The following is a 19,023-nucleotide window of genomic DNA, read 5'->3' as shown; positions in this document are numbered from 1 at the left end:
TTATCCAGCCTCGTCCCTCTATTATTTATAAACAAGCTCAACCCCTGCTACTGCATGAACTTTTCCTGCAGTAACGGCTGAGTCCCCCTTTGCATAATAGCTCGTTGTAAATCTGTGACTCAATGGTTCGCCAGTAGAGGAGATAAGATACTCCTGCCCTGACTCAGCATTGTTAATAATAACCGGTGAGTCATTTTCTTTTCGTAGCCTGATTTGTACGTTGCGACTGAGCAGCGTACCTTTATCATTTATTAAATTACCGGTTTCTGCATCTGCACCAGTAACGCTACTGTTAAAAAATACCGTCACCGTCCGACTGGCAGGGCAGTCCTTCAATGTAATATAAAAGGGCATGCTTCCTGCTTCATTGCCATTTTTGTTGAGAGATTCCACCGCCACTCGCGGCAAATTAACCACTTCATTACTGCTGGCGTTATTAATTACTACATTGCATGTTTCGTCTGTATATTTACCAGTAAAATATACATTTATTGAACAATCCGTCAAGCAAGCATTTGCCGAAAATAACAGTTGCCCAGCAATTAATGTCGCATATAGAGAAATACGGAAAAGCTTAATGCCCGGTGTAGTCGTAATGATTAATGACATAGAACCTCCACCTGAGTAATTGCGCCTAAAGCGCTATTAATTTTATGGGCAATGTTGCCATCAGAATAAATGGTACAAAGGCGTTTGCCGGATGTATTTTTAACATACAGATTATTCTTCCCTGCTTGCCAGCCGCGAACAAATGCCATCCCCCCCTGCCCAATAATGCCGAGACTGTTGTTGTTTTCATCAGCCATATCGGCGCCAATTGGCAAAGGTTTACCTTGTTTATCACGTACAATTAATACTACGGGGTCGCCAACCATGGTTTTAACATCGACTTTCACTGCTGCCCCCATACGAGGAATAACGGTACTTTCACTTTCCAATACATCAACCGTATCCGGAAGCCCCTGGGTGTTCACCGCAACGGTATTCTCGCGATAGGGCGTCAGGGAGGGCACGATGGCATAACCGTTGGCATCAATCCTTGAACCATATCCGTTAAGCATTCTGGCACCTTCAGCACCCGGCGCGTTCACCAGCGCAAACGGATAATCCCCCAAACGTGGGCCAGCCGTTATCCCACCGCCGTGCGCCACCAGGCTACCGTTCGCCGAGAACGAAAGCTGACGTGATTTATTCCCAACCGAAGCTGTGGACCCCAATTGCCCCACCGGGGAGTTATAGTTCAGGTTGCCGTTAAAGGCCGCTTGGGAAGCATCATTCTTCGCGCTGGAAACCGAGGTCCCGACGCCGTAGTTCAGCTCATTTTGATCCCCCTGACTACCAATGGCGTTTGCCTGAATCGAGTTGGCACCGCTGCTGTCGTGAGAAACGGAAGAATAAAGCGAGCTAAATGCGGGTTTATCAACAATGCTGCGTTGTCCCAAGGGAACGCTGACGGAAAACATCACGCTATCCACATCATGCCCGCCGCTGTTATATGACCGTGAAGCCGAAACTCCCCAAGAAAAATGACGCTCGGATTTATTATACGAAAGCATGTACTGGCTGGTAGGCGAGCGACCATCCCAGTAATTGTAAAAATTTCCGGATAAATTTATCCTTCCGCCCTGCCACAGTGGCTGACCCACGCTGAGGGTGAATCGCTGCCGGGTACGATAATCCGCCATATAGCGATCGTTCTTTTCCCCATAGCGATCCAGCGCTGCATCTCGCAGACTGTAAAAACCACTCGATGAATATCGGTAGGCGGCCAGAGTGATGTCGGTTGCTGTAGACTCCACATATTTGCTGAACCCAACATTGAAACTGTTACCGGAAGCAACTTTGCCACTTCCCAGGTCGCTGCGTGCACGGGTAACGTCCATCGACACGCCGCCCAATGGCGTGTTAAATGCGTGCCCTAGCCCCAACGCAACATAATTGTCAGAAAGCTGGCCGCCACCATACAACGTATACATATTGCCGATGCCGTACTGATAAAAACCTTGTGCCATCCCCGGTTTTTCTAATAGCGAACCATCCTGCAGTTTGCCTACGGTTAGGCCAAAACGGGCCACGCCATCATGCAGCAGCATAGGTGGGGCCGAGAAAGGAACCACCTGAGTTCTCTGACGGCCATCAGCCTCGGTTACCGTGACCTGTAGATCGCCGCCGTAACCCATGGCGCCAATATCACTGATTTCAAAAGGTCCTGGCGGCACCGTAGTTTCATATAAGGTCAGGCCACGCTGGATAATCTGCACTTTTGCGTTACTTTCAGCTACGCCGCGCACCAAAGGGGTGTAATACCGTAATCCATCCGGCAGCATTCGATCATCGGACTGCAGTTGAATGCCCCGAACAGTCAGACTGTCGAACAGATCACCGCTGGTCGTACTGTCGCCAAGCGTCAACTGGCTTTTCAACACCGGCACTTCTCGCTGAAGATAGGTGAACTGAGACTGAGTATGCGCCGAAGCATCGCTGCTCCAGTTCGTATTGAGTCGCTTGCGCAAACGCCAGTCGTAAAAGTTCAGGCCCGCCAACAATCCTAAATTGCCACTGACGGAGTGGCCGTCATTACCGCTGAAGCTATCGGATGCCTGCTGAACATAGAAGTTAGAGTTATAGTCCAGCAGCCCCGCAGTAATGCCTGAATCCCAGGAGCTCGGATCGGTATAACCCCGCGGGTACTGCACCAGATACGCCTGAGGCACCACCAGATCGAGATGAAAATCCCCGGACACATAATTGGCTTTCGCGCCGCTAATCCACCGATCAATCATGGCGCACTGCGCTTTTTCTTCGGCGCCGCTTTTATCGGCTACCTTCGACACCGGTTCGGCCGCAGTCTTAATGCCCAGGCGGGTCAGTTCTTGTTGATTAAAACAGGGTTGGGCACTAATTCGCCCTTCAACCGACGTGAACACCACTTTACGCTGCCCCCGGTTTTCACCATTCACAGAGACAGAGACTGCATATTCACCGACGGGAGCCGGGTTTTCTTGATAATATTGCGTGACATCAACGCTAAGGCCATGAATGAATGCGCCATTAAATCTCACATTTTCAGAACGAGTTTCGCTTTCAGCACCTACAGGCAAATGTCCGGCATTGCTCTGAGCAAATACAGAAAAACTAATCCCTAAAGAAGTAATAAGGATATGACGGACCGCATACGCTATCTTAGATACGCATATCGCTCGTCGTGCATATTTTTTTATTTCTCTCGGTTTCACTTCCATGTCTCCCTGAACACAATACGTGGATTACAGACCCCACATAAAACAGCCATCCTAGCCCGAACGGATAATCTAAAATTATTATAAGCCTACTGTTTTATTGTTAACTCTTTGCCTGACGAGGCGGTCAAATTATATTCAACCACACTGCCATAATCACTAATCATGTTAACATTCACGCTGCTCACGGCAGCCGGTGCATTACCTTTACTTTCCAGTAAGAAGTCTTTGCTCCCAAACGGCGGAATCATATCAACATCCAGAGGGTATTTAACACCATTGGAGATTATTGATGCCGAATCGAACGAGAAGTAATACGGCGTAGGGTTGGTTACCTTAATGCCTTTAGCCGGAGAAATAATTTCCCAATGCATTTTTTCAACCTCCTGTGTGCTGCTACTTTTTAGCACCGTAGGCCGGTAGAAAATTTTAATCCGCGTTCTGAAAGCCAGTTCAAGATGATCGGTTTCCTTCGCCGTTTCTTTCATCGGCGGAATTTCCAGCAGGTTAAACCAAAATACCGACTCTCGGTCCTGTGGCAGGGTCATACCGTTATAAATAATACGTATGCTTTGCCCCTTTCCCGGTTCAACGCGATAAACAGGCGGCGTGACGGTAAACGGAACTTTTATGCTATTAATATCATCATTCGCACTGCCGTCGTCGACCCAAACCTGCGCCAGCAAGGGCATATTTCCCTTGTTGGTGGTTCTAACGGTGTGCTCACGCTCAGCGCCCGGAAAAATAATACGGGTACCGGAAATTGTCATGCCGGCAAAAGCCATCTGGCTCGTTAAAGCCAGAAAGACAAGAGCATTGGTTAATTTTGAAAAAATTTTACGTTGATATTTCATAGCACTACCCTGCACGTGTCCATCCCATCTGATAAAAGGTAAACAGGAACGTTTCTTAATAAGGGGCTAAAATTCGCCCCCCGGTTTCAACCTAACAGGCTGGTTTATTACGGATAAGCCACGGTATAACGCGCTTGGGCATAAACCAGGCCAGCCGTGGTAGCAGCCGTTGCGTAATAACCACCGTAGTAGCGCATAGTGGCTTTACCGCTGACGACATTCGCCGCTGCACCGGTTTCACCCAGCTTCAACTGCTTCTCGTCCGAGTTGTACAGACGAACCTGAACGTTTGTCGCTTTGGTGCCAGTACCCGAATATTGGTTGGTCAGGTTACCGGTGGTGCTATCCACACCGCTGCTGCTAATGGCTTCAAAATGCGCGGCAACTTTAGTAATGCCTTCCGGGCATAGTTCAACACTCAGATCGAAACCTTTGGAACCGGCACTGGTACCGGCAGCGTTAAGGGTCTGAATGGCAATTTTTGGCAGTTGAACCTGGCGGTTAACGGAGTCGCTGACAATGGAGCAGGTACTGGTAATCAGTTCGCCGTTAAAAGTGACAGTACCCTGGGTGACTTCGTTCGCAGCCAGTGCGGAAGTGGATGCTGCAGCCAGCACCATCGCGCACAATGTTAATTTTACTTTATGCATTTAATAATTCCCTATATTTATATTATCCAAATAAATTTAACGATTGATATATCGTTTCCATACCATCCTGATTTAAATTATTCCGTCGGCACACCCTCCATTTGCATCACAATATCAATCCCCTTCTCTTGTGAACAATTGACATTCATCGCTATTTTTTCATTTTCAGACTTGGAATCGCCCGCCATGTTTAAAACGGCAGTACCAATTTTTGGCAGAATATTTTTTTCAATGAAACGGATCAGCATCCTTGCTCCAGTTTCAGCGACCGGGCATTGGTTAACTATGTACTGTACCAGTTCCGCACTGAAGGTCAGCGCGATACTGTAATGCGCTCTGGCACGTTCAGCGATGCGCTTAAGGTGGATATTGACAATATGCTCCAGCGAGGTCGTTGCCAGCGGCAAATAAGGTATGACCGTAACGCGCCCCAAGAAGGCTGCCGGGAATACTTTCAGTAATGCCGGCTGCAACAACGCCAATAAGCCTTCTTCATTCGGCATCGAGTCCGGATCGGCACAGGTGTTGCTGATTATTTCGCTACCCGTATTACTCGTAAGTAAAATAACAGTATTACGGAAATCAATCTGGCGGCCTTCACCGTCTTCCATCGAACCTTTATCGAATACCTGGAAGAACAGCTCATGCACATCCGAATGTGCTTTTTCCACTTCATCGAGCAAAATGACGCTATAGGGTTTACGGCGAACCGCTTCGGTTAATACGCCGCCTTCCCCATAACCCACATAGCCCGGCGGGGAACCTTTTAGCGAAGAAATCGTATGCGCTTCCTGATATTCACTCATATTAATGGTGATAAGGTTCTGCTCGCCGCCATAAAGCTGGCTAGCGATCGCCAGCGCCGTTTCTGTTTTCCCTACGCCAGATGGCCCCACCAGCATAAATACGCCAAAGGGTTTTTGCGGGTCAGCAAGCCCAGCGCGCGCCGTTTGAATGCTCTGGCTCAGGCAGGTCAACGCATATTGTTGGCCAATCACTCGTTCCGAGAGGCGCTGCGGCAACTCCATCACAGCGCTAACGTCATCCTTCAATACTTGTCCTACCGGGATCCCCGTCCAATTCGCCACAATAGAAGCGACCACGCTGGCATTGACTTCTGCCTGGACCAGCGGCTGCTCGCCACGCATTTCGCTCAGTGTGACTTCCAGTTCATTCAAGCGTGCCTGTAAATACTGGACTTTTTCCGTTTCGTAGACCGCTGAGCCTTCCGCTGTGACGGCCAAAAGCTGTTGGCGCGTATCGACAATGTTGGCAACCAGTTCGCATTCCTGCGCCCAGCGGCGATCAAGAAGCTTCGCCTCTTCCGCATGATCGTCGATAGCGTTCTGAATAGACTCAATGCGTTTGCTGTCTTCTTTGCCGAAACCGATCGCTTTTTCGAGTAGCGAAAGCTCTGCCTGCGCTGACTGACTGAGGAATTTCAGCATCTGCAGTTCCGCCGGCGGCGCATGCTGTGCAACGGCAACCCTTGCGCAGGCAGTATCCAGCAGGCTGATGGCCTTATCGGGCAACTGACGAGCGGGAATATAGCGATGGGAAAGACGCACCGCTGCACGAATCGCCTCATCCATGATCCAGACGCCGTGATGCTTCTCCAGCACCGGCAACAAACCGCGCAGCATAGCGATAGCCAGCTCTTCGGAGGGTTCTTCTACTTGCAGTACCTGGAAACGTCGCGTCAGAGCCGGATCTTTTTCAATGTGGCGTTTGAACTCGCTCCACGTAGTCGCACCAATCGTACGCAGTTGACCGCGCGCCAACATGGGTTTCATCAGGTTGGCAGCATCGCCTGTTCCGGCGTTGCCACCCGCACCGACCAACGTATGGACTTCATCGATAAAGAGAATCACAGGTTCAGCAGAATTGACGGCTTCTTCAAGCACCGCTTTTAAACGCGCCTCAAATTCGCCTTTCATGCTGGCGCCCGCGGAGAGCGCAACCACATCAAGCGTCAGCAGGCGAACGTTTTCAAGCGACGGGGGAACTTCGCGGGCGGCGATCGCCAGCGCCAGTCCTTCCACCACAGCGGTCTTACCCACGCCGGCTTCCCCGGTCAGCAACGGATTGTTCTGGCGGCGACGCAGCAGGATATCCACCATTGTGTTTATCTCTTTATCACGCCCCAGAACCGGGTCAATCTTCCCTTCACGCGCCAGTGCTGTCAGATCCGTCGAATACTGCGACAGACCGCCGCCCTGCGTTGATCCCATTGAATTACTGGCTTCGCCAGGAACACCGGCTTCACCAGGAATAACCGCCCCCCCGGCTAAATCGCTTTCTTCGGCCGAATCACGAATGATATAGCCGAGATCTTTACTCAAATGCTCCAGCGGAATTTTTTCGAACACCGAGGAAATGGCAAACAGCGCACGGCGTAGCTCCATAGTCGTGAGCAGTGCAATCAGTAAATGGCCGCTGCGGATGCAATTATTGTGGCACTCCAGGCTGGCAAAAACCCATGAACGCTCGATAGCCAGTTCAATGTGGTATGAGAAATCGGAGATAGAGCTCGCCCCTGCAGGCAGGCGAGTTAACGCCTGAGCGAAATCACGCTCCAGCATTTCAGCATCCACTTCAAAATGCCGGATAATGTGCTTAATATCGCTATCTTGCTGTTGATATATTTGATTTAACCAGTGCACCAGCTCAACGTACGGGTTACCACGTAGTTTGCACAACGTAGTCGCGCTCTCCACGCTTTTAAATAAGATAGTGTTCAGCTTACCGAATAGGTTTTTTCTGGTTATCGCCACGATAAAACTCACTCTGTTTTAATTCAATTGTTGTTATCAGCCCATCCACTTTTTACACAGTAGAACAGGAAGCCGTGTTGCAATATGAACTTGCATGACGGAACGTTGCTTTCGAACCATTGTAATTAACAAAAATGGAAATAAAACCCATCAATTCAACACACACCAAATTTTGAGAATTGAGCCCGGTAGATATTCTTAAGAGCATGGGGGTAATCTGATATTTTAAGAATTATGCCCGAGAGGTATTCTTAAAACTGCAACTTGAATTAATAATCTCGTCGTAAATTTTTTTTTACTTTATAAAATTGCTACCGTTAAAGATGAAGAGGTCAGCTCAGTAGACACTAGGGAGATATGTTTATCTTGATTCTGAGTGTTTATCTCCGGATCTACAAAAAATTTCTTTTCGCCATTATAATTGACAGGATGCCAAGTGGAACACAACTTCCTAGACTACTACAACCGGGAACTGACATTCGTCAGGGAAATGGCGCAAGAATTTGCCGAGCGACATCCTAAAATCGCAGGGCGCCTGGGGATGCACGGTATTGAGATTGCAGACCCTTACGTGGAGCGCTTAATTGAGGCATTTTGCTTTTTATCTGCCAGGACGCAGATCAAACTTGATGCCGAATTCCCTAAATTCACCCAGCGGTTACTGGATATTATCTATCCGAACTATAACTCACCGACGCCTTCTATGGGCGTCGTCCAGTTGAAACCGAATTTAAGTGAAGGGGACTTAACGCATGGCTATAAAATTCCTACGCAAAGCGCTTTCTATAGCCGAATCCTGCCTGGCGAAATGACCCGTTGTGAATTCAGGAATAACCAGAATGTTACACTCTGGCCGCTGGAGATCGCAGAAGTCAGACTCACATCCGTACCGCCAGATATTCCTAACCTGGAAAACTATCGCCTCAAGCATCACCAGTTGAAAGGTGCCCTGCGAATTAAACTCAAACTGCAGGGCGATCTGGTTTTTTCAGAGTTAAAAGGTTTGAATGAACTGCCTTTTTACATTCATGGCGACGAGCGTGTCGTTTCTCACACCTTTGAATTACTGCACGGTAGCCATGTTGCAATGGTAATTCGCAGCGGAGACAGAGAGAAACCGCAGTACCATGTTATCAATAATCAGCCTCTTAAATTTGAAGGCATGGATCCTGACCAAAGCCTTCTTCCCTTGCAATGGAATATGTTCCATGGCCACACACTCATCCAGGAGTATATTTCCTGTCGTGAAAGGTTTTACTTTTTCACTATCACCCAGCTGGCCACAGCACTGGAAGGAAATGACTCTAACGAAGTTGAACTCATTATTCTGCTGAACAGGCTGCCGCAGGATTTAATCTCACATGTGGATAGTTCACGCTTTTTGCTCTTTTGCACGCCGGTGATCAACCTGTTCCCGAAACGGGTAGATCGAATCGAAGTCAACCGGGCGCTGAACAACTTTCATATTGTTCCAGACCGCAGTCGTCCGCTCGATTACGAGATTTTTTCCGTTAATAAAGTGCTTGGCCTACAGGCGGAAACCAGCGAAGAGCTGACATTTAATCCGCTTTATCAGACCCGACACAGCGACAACGGGAATTTCGGACGCTACTTCTCCGTAAAACGCGGAGTCAGGGCAAAAGAAAGCACCAGCCGTAAATACGACACCCGTACACCTTACAGCGGCACCGAAATTTTTATCTCATTGGTCGACCAACAAGAGGCACCCTATGGGGAGCAAATTCGCTACCTGCTGGTTGAGGCGACGGTAACCAATCGTGATTTACCCCGTTTGCTAACCAGCACGGGCAGCTTTGATCTCACCATGTCAGATTCCGTCCCCATTCACGGAGCCCGGTTTGTAAGTTCACCCAGTACCCCACGTTCCCCCTTCGCCATGGGCGAGTCTGCCTGGCGCCTGATACGCCAGCTCAGCTTTAACTACCTGCCTCTCTCCGACATGGACCATGCTCAGGGCGGCGAGTCGCTACGTAACATGCTGCGGCTTTTCACTACCGCGGCCGATTTGGATTCGGTAGCGCAAATTAACAGCCTGGTAGGGTGCAAAACCGAGCCGGTAGTGCGCCGCTTGTCAGATGAGGGGTTGCTGGTTTATGGACGGGGGGTGTGCTGCAGCTTAACCGTAGATGAAGAGGGATTTTCCGGGGTTAGCCCCTACCTCTTTGGCCTGATAATGGAAAACTATCTGGCACGCCACGCCGCCATAAACATCTTTACGGAAACTGAACTGCATTCAATGCAGCGTGGCTTAATCGCACGCTGGAAAGCACGGCCAGGCAGGCGAGGCGTACTATGAATGACTTCGACGCATCCCTGCAACCGACGTCACCGGCGGGTCTGGACAACTGGTACGATGAAAGTAAGCCCTGGGAAGCCGGTTTTATCAGTATCATGCGGGCCATTGCCGCACACACGCCAGACTCACCTCCGCCGGGTAAGGCCACGCTGCCTTCGCAGGAAAGCTTCCGGCTTGGACAGGTTGCCAGCATGGCGTTCTCACCGCGTGAGATCTCCGCCATTAGCCAGCAGGACGAAAAAATCAAGCTCCAGCTGTTTGGCTTAGGCATTTGGGGTGCGCAAGGCGCAATGCCGCTTCATCTTTCCGAATTGGCCTACTCCCGCTACGAGCAGCACGATAAAACTCTTATCGACTTTGTGGATATATTTCACCACCGAGCGCTCAGCCTGTTTTATCGCGCCTGGTTTTTATCGCAGGACACGGCCTCACTGGACCGCAAAGACGATGAACGTTTCTCGTTTTATGTCGGCAGTCTGGTAGGACTTGATCCTGCCGAACTGCCCTCTGGACCGCTTCCGATTCATACCCGACTGGCCTCTTCAGCACACCTTATTCGCGAAGCTCGCAACCCGGACGGTTTACTGGGCGCAATGCAGTATTACTTCGAAGTGCCTGTTCGCATGGAGGAGTTTGAGCTGCAATGGATTTTTCTTGAAGGCAAAGATCAAACCGTACTCGGCGACGATCGCTACGCCACGCTATTGGGCGACGGAGCCATTCTCGGTAACACGGTGCAGGACAGACAATACAAATTCAAATTGCTGATGGGCCCCTTGACGCTAGCCCAATACACACTGTTCAGTCCCTGGGGCAGTGACTTGTCGGTGCTGCGCGAACTGGTGCGCAGCTTTATTGGTTTTGAATACGCGTGGGACGTACAGCTGGTGCTGGCCGCCAATCAGGTCCCGCAAGCCACGCTGGATGGCAGCCATCAGTTGGGTTACGCCTCTTGGCTTGAGCGAAACACATGCGATACGCCAGTCTTCGGCATGAGTTTCGAACCAGAAATGTATCACCGCTAGCGGCTCCCTTCGGGACGATGAGGCCGCCACTCATGGATGAAAAAGAAGTCGTTATGAATCAGAGATACAACCTGACTTGTTCAGATTATTACCAACACCTTATGCAACCCATCGAGGGGAACGCCCCGTGCGGCGAGAGCCTCGACTATGATCCCGCTTTCATCATGCTGCAATCCAAGCTTCAGCCCAAGCTGGGTGTTGAGTACGGCAGTTTTTTTGAGGCCGCTGAACCGATTAACTGGGCGGAAACCGAGCGTGAATGCCTCGTCCTGCTGAAAAAAAGCAAGGATATCAGGCTGATAATCATCCTGATACGCTGCCGGTTACGCAAGATTGGCCTTCTGGCCCTGTCGGAAGGCACCGAAGCTCTGCATGCCTTGCTTCACGCCTGGCCGGACGACCTCCATCCGCAGCTTCTGGACGAGGGAGAGTTTGCCCCCATTCTGCGCGCCAATGCCTTTGCCGAGCTGGAAGACGCTACGGGCCTGCTGGCAGACTTGCGGAACCAGTCGCTGCCCAAAGCTTGCGGGCTGCAAATCACCATCAAGGAATTTGAGAAGGCTCATCAGGTTCCACGTGAGGAAGGGGCACTCTCTGACACCGCCGTCGCCGCACTGATCCATGAATGGCACATCAGCGCACGCGAAGGTCTTCGTCCGTTGACGCAAGCATCTCACTTCGTACTGCAGATCAAGAAAACGCTCGCAGAAACGCTGGTACATGACGCGCCCGAGCTTGATGGGCTGGAGAATATTCTGGGGCTATTCACCCGCGAGTTTGGCAGTGAACTGCCCGCTGAAGCTGAAATCTTGCAGGAGACTATCCCCCAAGCGTACGCCGAGCAAGACGCCTTACCTGCACCCGCCGTTGAAACTCCTGTCGCCACTGAGAGCGCTAACCCCTCTCTCCCTACAGCTGCGATATGTGCAGCGCCAGAAACGCGCCGCGGTATTGGCAGCCGCGCCGACGCGTTACACCGCCTGCAGGAAGTTCGCAGCTGGTTTGCCATGACCGAACCCAGCAGCCCATTAATTCAGATGCTGAAGTACGCCGAGGACAGCATCGGTAAAAACTTTGCCGACCTCTTAAAAATGTACCCCCCTGAAATTATCGCACTGATGAATCAAGAGAAGGAATAATGATGTTAAGGATCTCTCTCATTATGCTCTCAGCGCTCATTCTGTCGCCAGGTGCTGAGGCTGTCTGTACACTTGCCCGCGGCGCGCCAACCCCGCTGGCTATTCCGTCACAAGTGATTCATATTGCCGCCGATGCGCCAGTAGATACCTCAACACCTATCGCTCAGTACGATAGCCCGGCGGTGGGGCGGGACATTGGCTACGATGAATGTATCACCGGTACGGAATACGGCAAACGTACGCTGAACCTGTTTGGCCAAAACGCCTCGACAAAAATCTACCAAACCAATATTCCAGGTATCGGCATTAAATTGCTCGCGAGCAATGGCTCCGCTTTCGGTAACTTTCCTTCAACCAGCTACCTTAAATTTCCGAACGGCGAAACAATAGGTACTCTCGATATCCCCTCACAGTCTTACTATCGCATCCAGTTTTTTAAAACCGTCGATAATCTGCGCCTGAGCAACCCTTTGGGCGATATCGTTCTGCCACCCGGTACCATTGCTTACAACTATCTGATGACGGCAGATCCTGCCTCTTTCACCATGAATCTGACCATCGGCGAAATGAAAGTGATCAGCACACCGACCTGCACTGCCGATAACGCGAAAATTATCAACTTTAACGATGTGACCCCTTCGCTGCTGAGCAGCGGCGTCACCCGCAATCTGGACTTCGCCATTACCTGCAAAAGCGACTATGGCTCCTATTCCGCCAAAGCATCGATTATCACAGGAACCCCCTCATCGGACGCTTCCTATATCCGTGTAGAGGATGCTCTGGGCAACAAAGACCGGCTGGGAATAAGAATCACCGATAGTTCCGGTAAAACGATAAAGGTCGACGGCAGTACCTCAGAACAAAAAACCGGTATCACCAGCCAGGGCCCCGCAGAATTTTCCTGGAACGCTACGTTGATTGCCACTAACAAGTCCGCCCCTGCCGGCGGAGTCTTCTCCGCCAGGGCGGAAATCGTTTTTGATATTAAGTAATAGAGTCTTTTCATGGATCGAGAATATATGAATAACCCTGCAACAATTTTTATCAGCATCGCCAGCTATCGTGATCCGGAATTATTGCCCACGCTGCGGGATATGCTGCGGCACGCTGCTCACCCTGAAAATCTCCATATCGCCATTTGTTGGCAGGATGATGAAGATCTGGAGATTTTCGAACAAGCCGGGCTGGAATCTGTGGGTAGCCGAACCGTCGCTGGCTCTGAAGCATTGGCTTATCGCTATCGCCAGGCTCGAATCGACATTATTAGCGTACATTATTACGCCAGCAGGGGAGCCTGCTGGGCACGCAGCCTGGCAGAAACGCTGTTTGAGAACGAAAGCTATTTCCTGCAGATAGATTCCCATTGCCGCTTTACCCCCCACTGGGATGAAGAAATGATCGCCATGCTGCACCAACTGCGTGCAAAATCAGCGCTGCCCATTATTTCTTCTTATCCCCCCGCTTATTCCCCTGGAGAAGACGAAGAAGCGAGCAAGAAGGCTTACGTCAGCCGTTTAATCTTCCGTGAATACAATCCGCAGGGAATACCGATGTTCAGTTCCACGCCCTTTGAGGCAAGCGCACCGGTGCGCGGCAGCTACCTCGCAGGCGGGTTCATCTTTACCAGCGGTGATTTTGTTAAAACCATCCCTAACGATCCGCAGATTTTCTTCGCCGGCGAAGAAATCGCCATGGCCGTGCGCTCATTCACGCACGGATACGATATCTACCATCCGCACAAACCGTTGCTCTGGCACTACTACCAACGTAAAGAACACAACAAGGTCTGGGGCGATCATACCAATCAGGCTAAGGATGAGGGTGTGGTCGAGAAAGCGTGGTGGGAAAGGGACAACATCTCGAAAAATCGTGTCAGAACACTGCTGGGCCTGGAGCCTGACAACGCCGCCAGTCTGAGCCCTTACGTGCTGGGAGGCCAGCGAACCCTGAGGCAATTTGAGTATCAGGCGGGCATTTACCTGAAAAATGGCACGGTGTTACCTGAAGTAATGGCGCCAGAATTGGTGAACTTTTTCACCGATGTCCCCACTGACGAAAACGAATGGATCAGCCGTCAGTCCGCCTACCACAATAAAGCCCTCACGCTGAATAAGTCGGAATACAGTACCAGTGAACCGGATATGAGCGACCTGCATTTGAGCGTTTATAACGAGCAAAATGTCCTGCTGTATAAGCGCACGCTGGGGATCGCGGAGCTTGAGACGTTACGGGAAAAATCGCCAAATGACGAACTGACCCTTTCAATCGAATTCAAAACCGCCGGCACGGTTCACCCCACCGTCGTACGGGTATGCCCGTGGTCCACAACGTCGGGCTGGGGTGCCATCACGGAGAAAGCATGGTGAAAAGCGAAACCTTCTTTTGCAGGTTGATTGGGATCGATACCCTGTTCTCTTTCGACGGGATCATTCCCTCCGCCGCAGATTTCCAGCTCAAGCTAACCTCGTTGATAGAGCAGCTCAATAAAGCTCTGCTGGCGGAAAACCAGCTGCAGGCAGAGAGCGAAGCGCTCTGCCAAGCCTTGTGCGGTTATTTCGACAGGCGTCTCACCAACGACCCGCAGAATAACTCGTTATCCTGGCAACGTTATTCGCTGATGCATTACTTTTACGGCTACAACGAAAGCAAAAAGGCCCCATCCTTACCCGATCAGTTGGACGCCTTATTGCATAGCGACAGCGAAGTGATTTTCCGCTACGCCTGGAAACTACTGGCTCTCCTGATTCAGGTAGAAGGGCAAACTGAAGCCTTGGTTTCGCTCCGTTCAGCCTCCCGTGCCCGTTACTTTTCCCGCGTTCGCCCCGGCTTAGCGTCAGCGAAATCAGAACCCACCCTCTGGGGAACGCAAAACGATACGCTTCCGGATTCGCCGCGCCTGATGGTGTATGTCATTGGACCGTTTGCCGGTAAATGGTTTAGCCAATCCGACCTTTCCACCAGTAACGACAGTGGGATTGTTTGGGTTGTCGCTGAGCACGCGACGTCGCTTGTTAAACGACTCGCGCATTTGAAGGAAAACCACAGCTCGATAGCTACCCTCGCCTTTTTCCCGCTGCTTGCCGACGGGTTTCAAAACAACGGGATCATGATTGAACAAATTACCGCGTGGCAGTATGCCTTTTCTTCCACACGGCTTCCCGAACACCTGCCTTGCATGCTGGGGTTGTATACGCGCCTGAGTCAACAGCGCTACCCACACGATCCCGATCGAGCAATCTGGACCGGAGGTTTGGTGGCTCCCCCCTACGGAGGTCTGAAGTTGGAACCCCGCCTTGTTGAGCTGATTGACGAGCTTGATGCCAGCGATGACGGCAACGATATTTACGCCGTACAGCGACACGCGCTGGGCTCTACGTTCGTAGCCTGGCTTGCTGAAAGTCGGATAATGAATGTTCTGCAAACTATGTTTGACAGTACACAGCTGGATCTCGCCGGCGTTACGCTGGCCGACCACGGGCAAGGATTCACCCGCCACGGCGCATGGTCCCTTTGGCTTGCGGAGAAGTACAGTATTCTGCCGGGCCTTTCCGCTTCAATTGCTATGCCTCCGCTGCCTGTTATTCCCCTCCCGCCGAGGGTGGAAACAGCACCGCCTCTCCCCGGGCCTGTTCCGACGGTCATTGCATTAAAACCAGCCCGTCGACGCTGGCCGAAAATCACCGCACTCCTGATTCTGTTCACTTGCCTGGCGGGCGGATTGAGTTATTACCACTGGCCACATTGGGGGGAAATACACGACCCGTTGACCCAGCTAAAACCGTTTCGAGCACTCCTCAAGGAGCCCACTCCGGCCTCAAACGTCATCCAGTACACATTAAGTGGCACCGCTCCGCTGTTTGAAAATGGCAGCAGTAACCTGATGCCCGACAGCGAAAAGATGCTCGCTGAAATCGTACCAAAGATGGTTCGTACCCCAGAACAAATGTTCCTCATCATCGGCCATTCGGACAATACGGGATCCGCCGCCGTCAATCTGGCGCTTTCAACCGAGCGAGCCCGGGTCATTCGGGACTGGCTGGTTGAACACGGCCGCCTGTCAGCCAGTCAGTTTATCGTTGAAGGCGCGGGAAACTCCCGCCCGGTGGCCAGTAACGACACCCAAAAAGGACGGGCGCAAAACCGCCGCGTCGAGATCATCCCGTTATCAACGCAAAGCAATAAGGATTAAGAGAAACCCGCTTATGAGCAAGAAACCAATGTCCTACCCTATTAATGAAGGCACTTTCGTGACGCTGGAAAATCCAGAAGATCAGTCGATTAATATTCTTCGTTATATGGACGACGACCATAACCCCTACAACATTCTGATTAACCGCGCCACGCTGGAAACAGATCAGACCGTGGATGACTTTTGCGAAAAACAGTGGGAGAAAATGAAGCGTTCCGTGCCGGGATTCGAAGTGGAAGGGAAAAACCTGAAACATGAAATTGGCCCTGCAAAGCTGCCCGTGCTGCAGACCGCCAATAAATTCCTGGAGGACGGTGGCTGGGTCCGGCAGGTATCGTCCATTATTACGCTGCCTTGGCACCCTCAGCTCAACCCAGACTCTCGCAAACTGTTGGTGTTTACGTTGGCGGCAAACAATGATTTTACCGAAGCACAGCGCAAACATTACGTGCGTATTATCAACAGTTTTATTCCTGTAGAAGCCCCAATCAGCGTCGAAAATTGAGTCTTCTCCTCGTGCTGCACCAAGCCCCTTTTGGGGCATGGTGCAGTAATTCCGGACACGACAATAACCTGCAGCGTAGCCTGGCCGTGATCCTTGGCTCATCAAGGAAAGTCCGCACCTCTCGCCGGCCTTTTTATTCCCACGGCAGCAACAGTTGCCGCTCAAGCTGCGGATCCAGCAGCGTTACGTGCAAGCCCACCAGCCGTACGCCACGGCCTTCCCGCCGCTCACGCCACGCCTGCCGCGCCACGTTGAGCAAATCGTCTTTATTCAGCACCGGCCAGACGTGTTCCTGAGTGGTCTGCTGAAAATCCTGAAACTTCAGCTTCACGCCCTGCCGCGCGATATGCAGATCCGGTTTCACCTTGCGCAGCCGCATTTCCAGCTCGGGATAGAGCTTGTCGACAATCAGCGCCTCGCAGTCTTCCCAGTCATGAATGTCTTCCGCCAGCGTGCGTTCCACCCCCACCGATTTACGCAGCCGCTCCGGCGAAACCTCGCGCAGATCAATGCCCTGGCAGCGCTCCCACAGCACCCGGCCAAACTTGCCGAAGCGCTTGAGCAGCAGCGCCAGATCGTACTGCTGCACATCTGCGCAGGTGATCAGCCCCACTTCCTCCAGCCGTTTGGCGGTCACTTTACCCACGCCGGGGATTTTGCTCAGCGGCAGTTGCTGCAAAAAAGCCGGCACCTGCGCCGGCGTGATGACGTATTGCCCGTTCGGTTTGTTCAGCTCCGAGGCAATTTTGGCGAGGAACTTGATCGGTGCGATGCCCGCAGAGGCCGTGAGATTAAGCTCTTCGGCAATCGCCAGGCGGATTTCCTGGGCGATCAGCGTCGCCGAACCGTTGCACTGGGTGCAGTCGGTCACGTCCAGATAGGCTTCGTCCAGCGACAGCGGTTCAATCAGCGGGGTGTAGCGGGCAAAAATTTCGCGAATGTGCAGCGAGGCTTCCTTGTACGCCGCCATGCGGCCTGGCAACAGCTTGAGGTGGGGGCACAGTTTGAGCGCCATCGCCGTCGACATCGCGCTGTGCACGCCATAGCGGCGTGCTGGGTAGTTGGCGGTGCTGATCACTCCGCGTCGGTCGGCGCTACCGCCAATCGCCAACGGAATATCGCGCAGGCTAGGATCGTCGCGCATTTCTACCGCCGCGAAGAAGCAGTCCATATCGACATGAATGATTTTACGCATCGCGCCTCCAATAACACTGTATAAGTATACAGCCAATAATCGAAAGCTCAAGACTCGGTGGACATGGAAAAAACGGCGTTTGAGCCAGATATTTCCGCGTTGTTAAAAAAGCTTAATTTTTCAATAGTATGATTTCCGCTGACTTACTCTCTCATCCTTGTACCCTATGGATTTCATGTGGCGGCTCACAAGGCTGCGGCTCGAAAGACGACGGGTACATCATAAAAGGTATTCCGCATGATCAGGTTTTCCCATTTGCTGTTGGCTTCCGCACTGTCGCTGGTTTCGCTGGCGACGGGGGCCGCCGTCGGCCATGCCCCAGCCATTATCGCCCACCGCGGCGGCACCGCAGACGCGCCGGAAAATACCCGCATCGCGATTGAAACTGCCCTGAAAAATGGCGCCGACGCCATTTGGATTACGCTGCAGCAATCCAAAGATGGAGCGATCGTGCTGTACCGTCCTTCAGATCTCAAAGCATTGACCAACGAACAGGGGCCGGTCTCCGCCCATACTGCCGAACAACTGGCCAAAGTGGATGCCGGCTGGTCATTCGCAAAAGGTGAAACCCATCCGTTTCGCGGCAAAGGCATAGGTATCCCGCGTCTGGACGAGATCCTGGAGGCTTTCCCCAAGGTGACCTTCTATCTGGATATCAAGTCGCCGGACGCCGATCCGACGCAATTTGGCAAAGCGCTGCTGACAACGCTGGAGAAGGCCGACAGCCTGAACCGCACCCGCGTGTATTCTACCGATGCCAAATACCTGCAAGCGCTGCCGCCACAAATCAAACGCTTTGAAAGCCGCGACGAAACCCGCACCCTGCTGGCCAATGTCACCATGGCGCACCAGTGCGAATTGAAAGCGGATAATCAGCAACCGCGCTGGTACGGGCTGGAGCTGAAACGTGAAGTGGAAGTGGTGGAGAAATACACGTTGGGCGAAGGGCGCTCGAAAGCGTTTCTGACCTGGGATAAAGAGTCGATCGATTGTTTCCGTTCGCAAGGTCCGGCGCATATCATTTTGTTCGGCGTTAATTCACCGGCGGAATATCGGCAGGCACTGGCGCTGGGGGCCGACGGGGTGATGGTCAACTCACCGGACGAGGCGAAATCCTTTCGCAAGGCCAAATAGCC

At 51.8% G+C, this 19,023-nt stretch carries 14 protein-coding genes; 8 read left to right on the top strand and 6 right to left on the bottom strand.

The features are described 5' to 3' along the window. Nucleotides 1-21 precede the first annotated feature (21 nt). The 5 genes from ACTJJ1_RS13870 to tssH all read right to left on the bottom strand — a co-directional run bounded on the left by ACTJJ1_RS13870 (nucleotide 22) and on the right by tssH (nucleotide 7,517). Nucleotides 22-609 carry a fimbrial protein gene (locus ACTJJ1_RS13870; protein ID WP_440834092.1) on the bottom strand — a complete coding sequence of 196 codons (588 nt, stop codon included), beginning with the start codon at nucleotides 607-609 and terminating at the stop codon, nucleotides 22-24. Next, a complete protein-coding gene (locus ACTJJ1_RS13865) occupies nucleotides 600-3,242 on the bottom strand; it encodes a fimbria/pilus outer membrane usher protein (RefSeq protein WP_440834090.1) in 2,643 nt (880 codons plus the stop codon). The genes ACTJJ1_RS13870 and ACTJJ1_RS13865 overlap by 10 nt, the downstream gene beginning before the upstream one ends. An 86-nt stretch (nucleotides 3,243-3,328) precedes the next feature. Beyond that, nucleotides 3,329-4,075, bottom strand: coding sequence for a fimbria/pilus periplasmic chaperone (locus tag ACTJJ1_RS13860; protein WP_440834394.1), 747 nt, complete (start codon nucleotides 4,073-4,075; stop codon nucleotides 3,329-3,331). A 125-nt stretch (nucleotides 4,076-4,200) separates the two neighbouring features. After that, nucleotides 4,201-4,743 (bottom strand): fimbrial protein, encoded by a 543-nt coding sequence (locus tag ACTJJ1_RS13855; protein ID WP_440834088.1) that lies wholly within the window; start codon nucleotides 4,741-4,743, stop codon nucleotides 4,201-4,203. A 77-nt stretch (nucleotides 4,744-4,820) separates the two neighbouring features. Further along, entirely contained in the window at nucleotides 4,821-7,517 is a 2,697-nt protein-coding gene (tssH, locus tag ACTJJ1_RS13850; RefSeq protein WP_440834392.1) for a type VI secretion system ATPase TssH, read from the bottom strand. A gap of 436 nt (nucleotides 7,518-7,953) precedes the next feature. On the opposite strand from tssH, the gene tssF reads away from it, so the two are divergent. Genes tssF through ACTJJ1_RS13815 form a run of 7 tightly spaced genes read left to right on the top strand, consistent with a single transcriptional unit; the run spans nucleotide 7,954 to nucleotide 16,692 of the window. After that, entirely contained in the window at nucleotides 7,954-9,834 is a 1,881-nt protein-coding gene (gene tssF / locus ACTJJ1_RS13845) for a type VI secretion system baseplate subunit TssF (protein ID WP_440834086.1), read from the top strand. Next, nucleotides 9,831-10,859, top strand: a complete 1,029-nt coding sequence (gene tssG / locus ACTJJ1_RS13840; protein ID WP_440834084.1) for a type VI secretion system baseplate subunit TssG — start codon at nucleotides 9,831-9,833, stop codon at nucleotides 10,857-10,859. Before tssF ends, tssG begins: the two co-directional genes overlap by 4 nt. A 53-nt stretch (nucleotides 10,860-10,912) precedes the next feature. Then, nucleotides 10,913-11,998, top strand: coding sequence for an ImpA family type VI secretion system protein (locus tag ACTJJ1_RS13835; RefSeq protein ID WP_440834390.1), 1,086 nt, complete (start codon nucleotides 10,913-10,915; stop codon nucleotides 11,996-11,998). Nucleotides 11,999-12,021: 23 nt separating this feature from the next. Then, nucleotides 12,022-12,990, top strand: coding sequence for a fimbrial protein (locus ACTJJ1_RS13830; RefSeq protein WP_440834082.1), 969 nt, complete (start codon nucleotides 12,022-12,024; stop codon nucleotides 12,988-12,990). Between the two features lie 27 nt (nucleotides 12,991-13,017). Beyond that, on the top strand, nucleotides 13,018-14,364 hold the full coding sequence (locus tag ACTJJ1_RS13825) for a GlcNAc-transferase family protein (RefSeq protein WP_440834080.1): 1,347 nt from the start codon (nucleotides 13,018-13,020) through the stop codon (nucleotides 14,362-14,364). Next, on the top strand, nucleotides 14,358-16,187 hold the full coding sequence (locus ACTJJ1_RS13820; protein ID WP_440834079.1) for an OmpA family protein: 1,830 nt from the start codon (nucleotides 14,358-14,360) through the stop codon (nucleotides 16,185-16,187). The genes ACTJJ1_RS13825 and ACTJJ1_RS13820 overlap by 7 nt, the downstream gene beginning before the upstream one ends. 13 nt (nucleotides 16,188-16,200) lie before the next feature. Next, a complete protein-coding gene (locus ACTJJ1_RS13815; protein ID WP_062789714.1) occupies nucleotides 16,201-16,692 on the top strand; it encodes a DcrB-related protein in 492 nt (163 codons plus the stop codon). A 133-nt stretch (nucleotides 16,693-16,825) separates the two neighbouring features. On the opposite strand, the gene dinB is transcribed toward ACTJJ1_RS13815, so the two are convergent. Continuing rightward, entirely contained in the window at nucleotides 16,826-17,887 is a 1,062-nt protein-coding gene (gene dinB / locus ACTJJ1_RS13810) for a DNA polymerase IV (RefSeq protein ID WP_440834077.1), read from the bottom strand. A 237-nt stretch (nucleotides 17,888-18,124) separates the two neighbouring features. On the opposite strand from dinB, the gene ACTJJ1_RS13805 reads away from it, so the two are divergent. After that, complete coding sequence (locus tag ACTJJ1_RS13805) at nucleotides 18,125-19,021, top strand: glycerophosphodiester phosphodiesterase family protein (protein ID WP_440834075.1); 897 nt, start codon at nucleotides 18,125-18,127, stop codon at nucleotides 19,019-19,021. Nucleotides 19,022-19,023 lie beyond the last annotated feature (2 nt).

Origin of the sequence: Serratia sp. 22264, from assembly GCF_052045345.1 — a bacterium.
GTDB lineage: Bacteria > Pseudomonadota > Gammaproteobacteria > Enterobacterales > Enterobacteriaceae > Serratia > Serratia plymuthica.
This window is presented reverse-complemented; position numbering and strand designations above follow the sequence as displayed.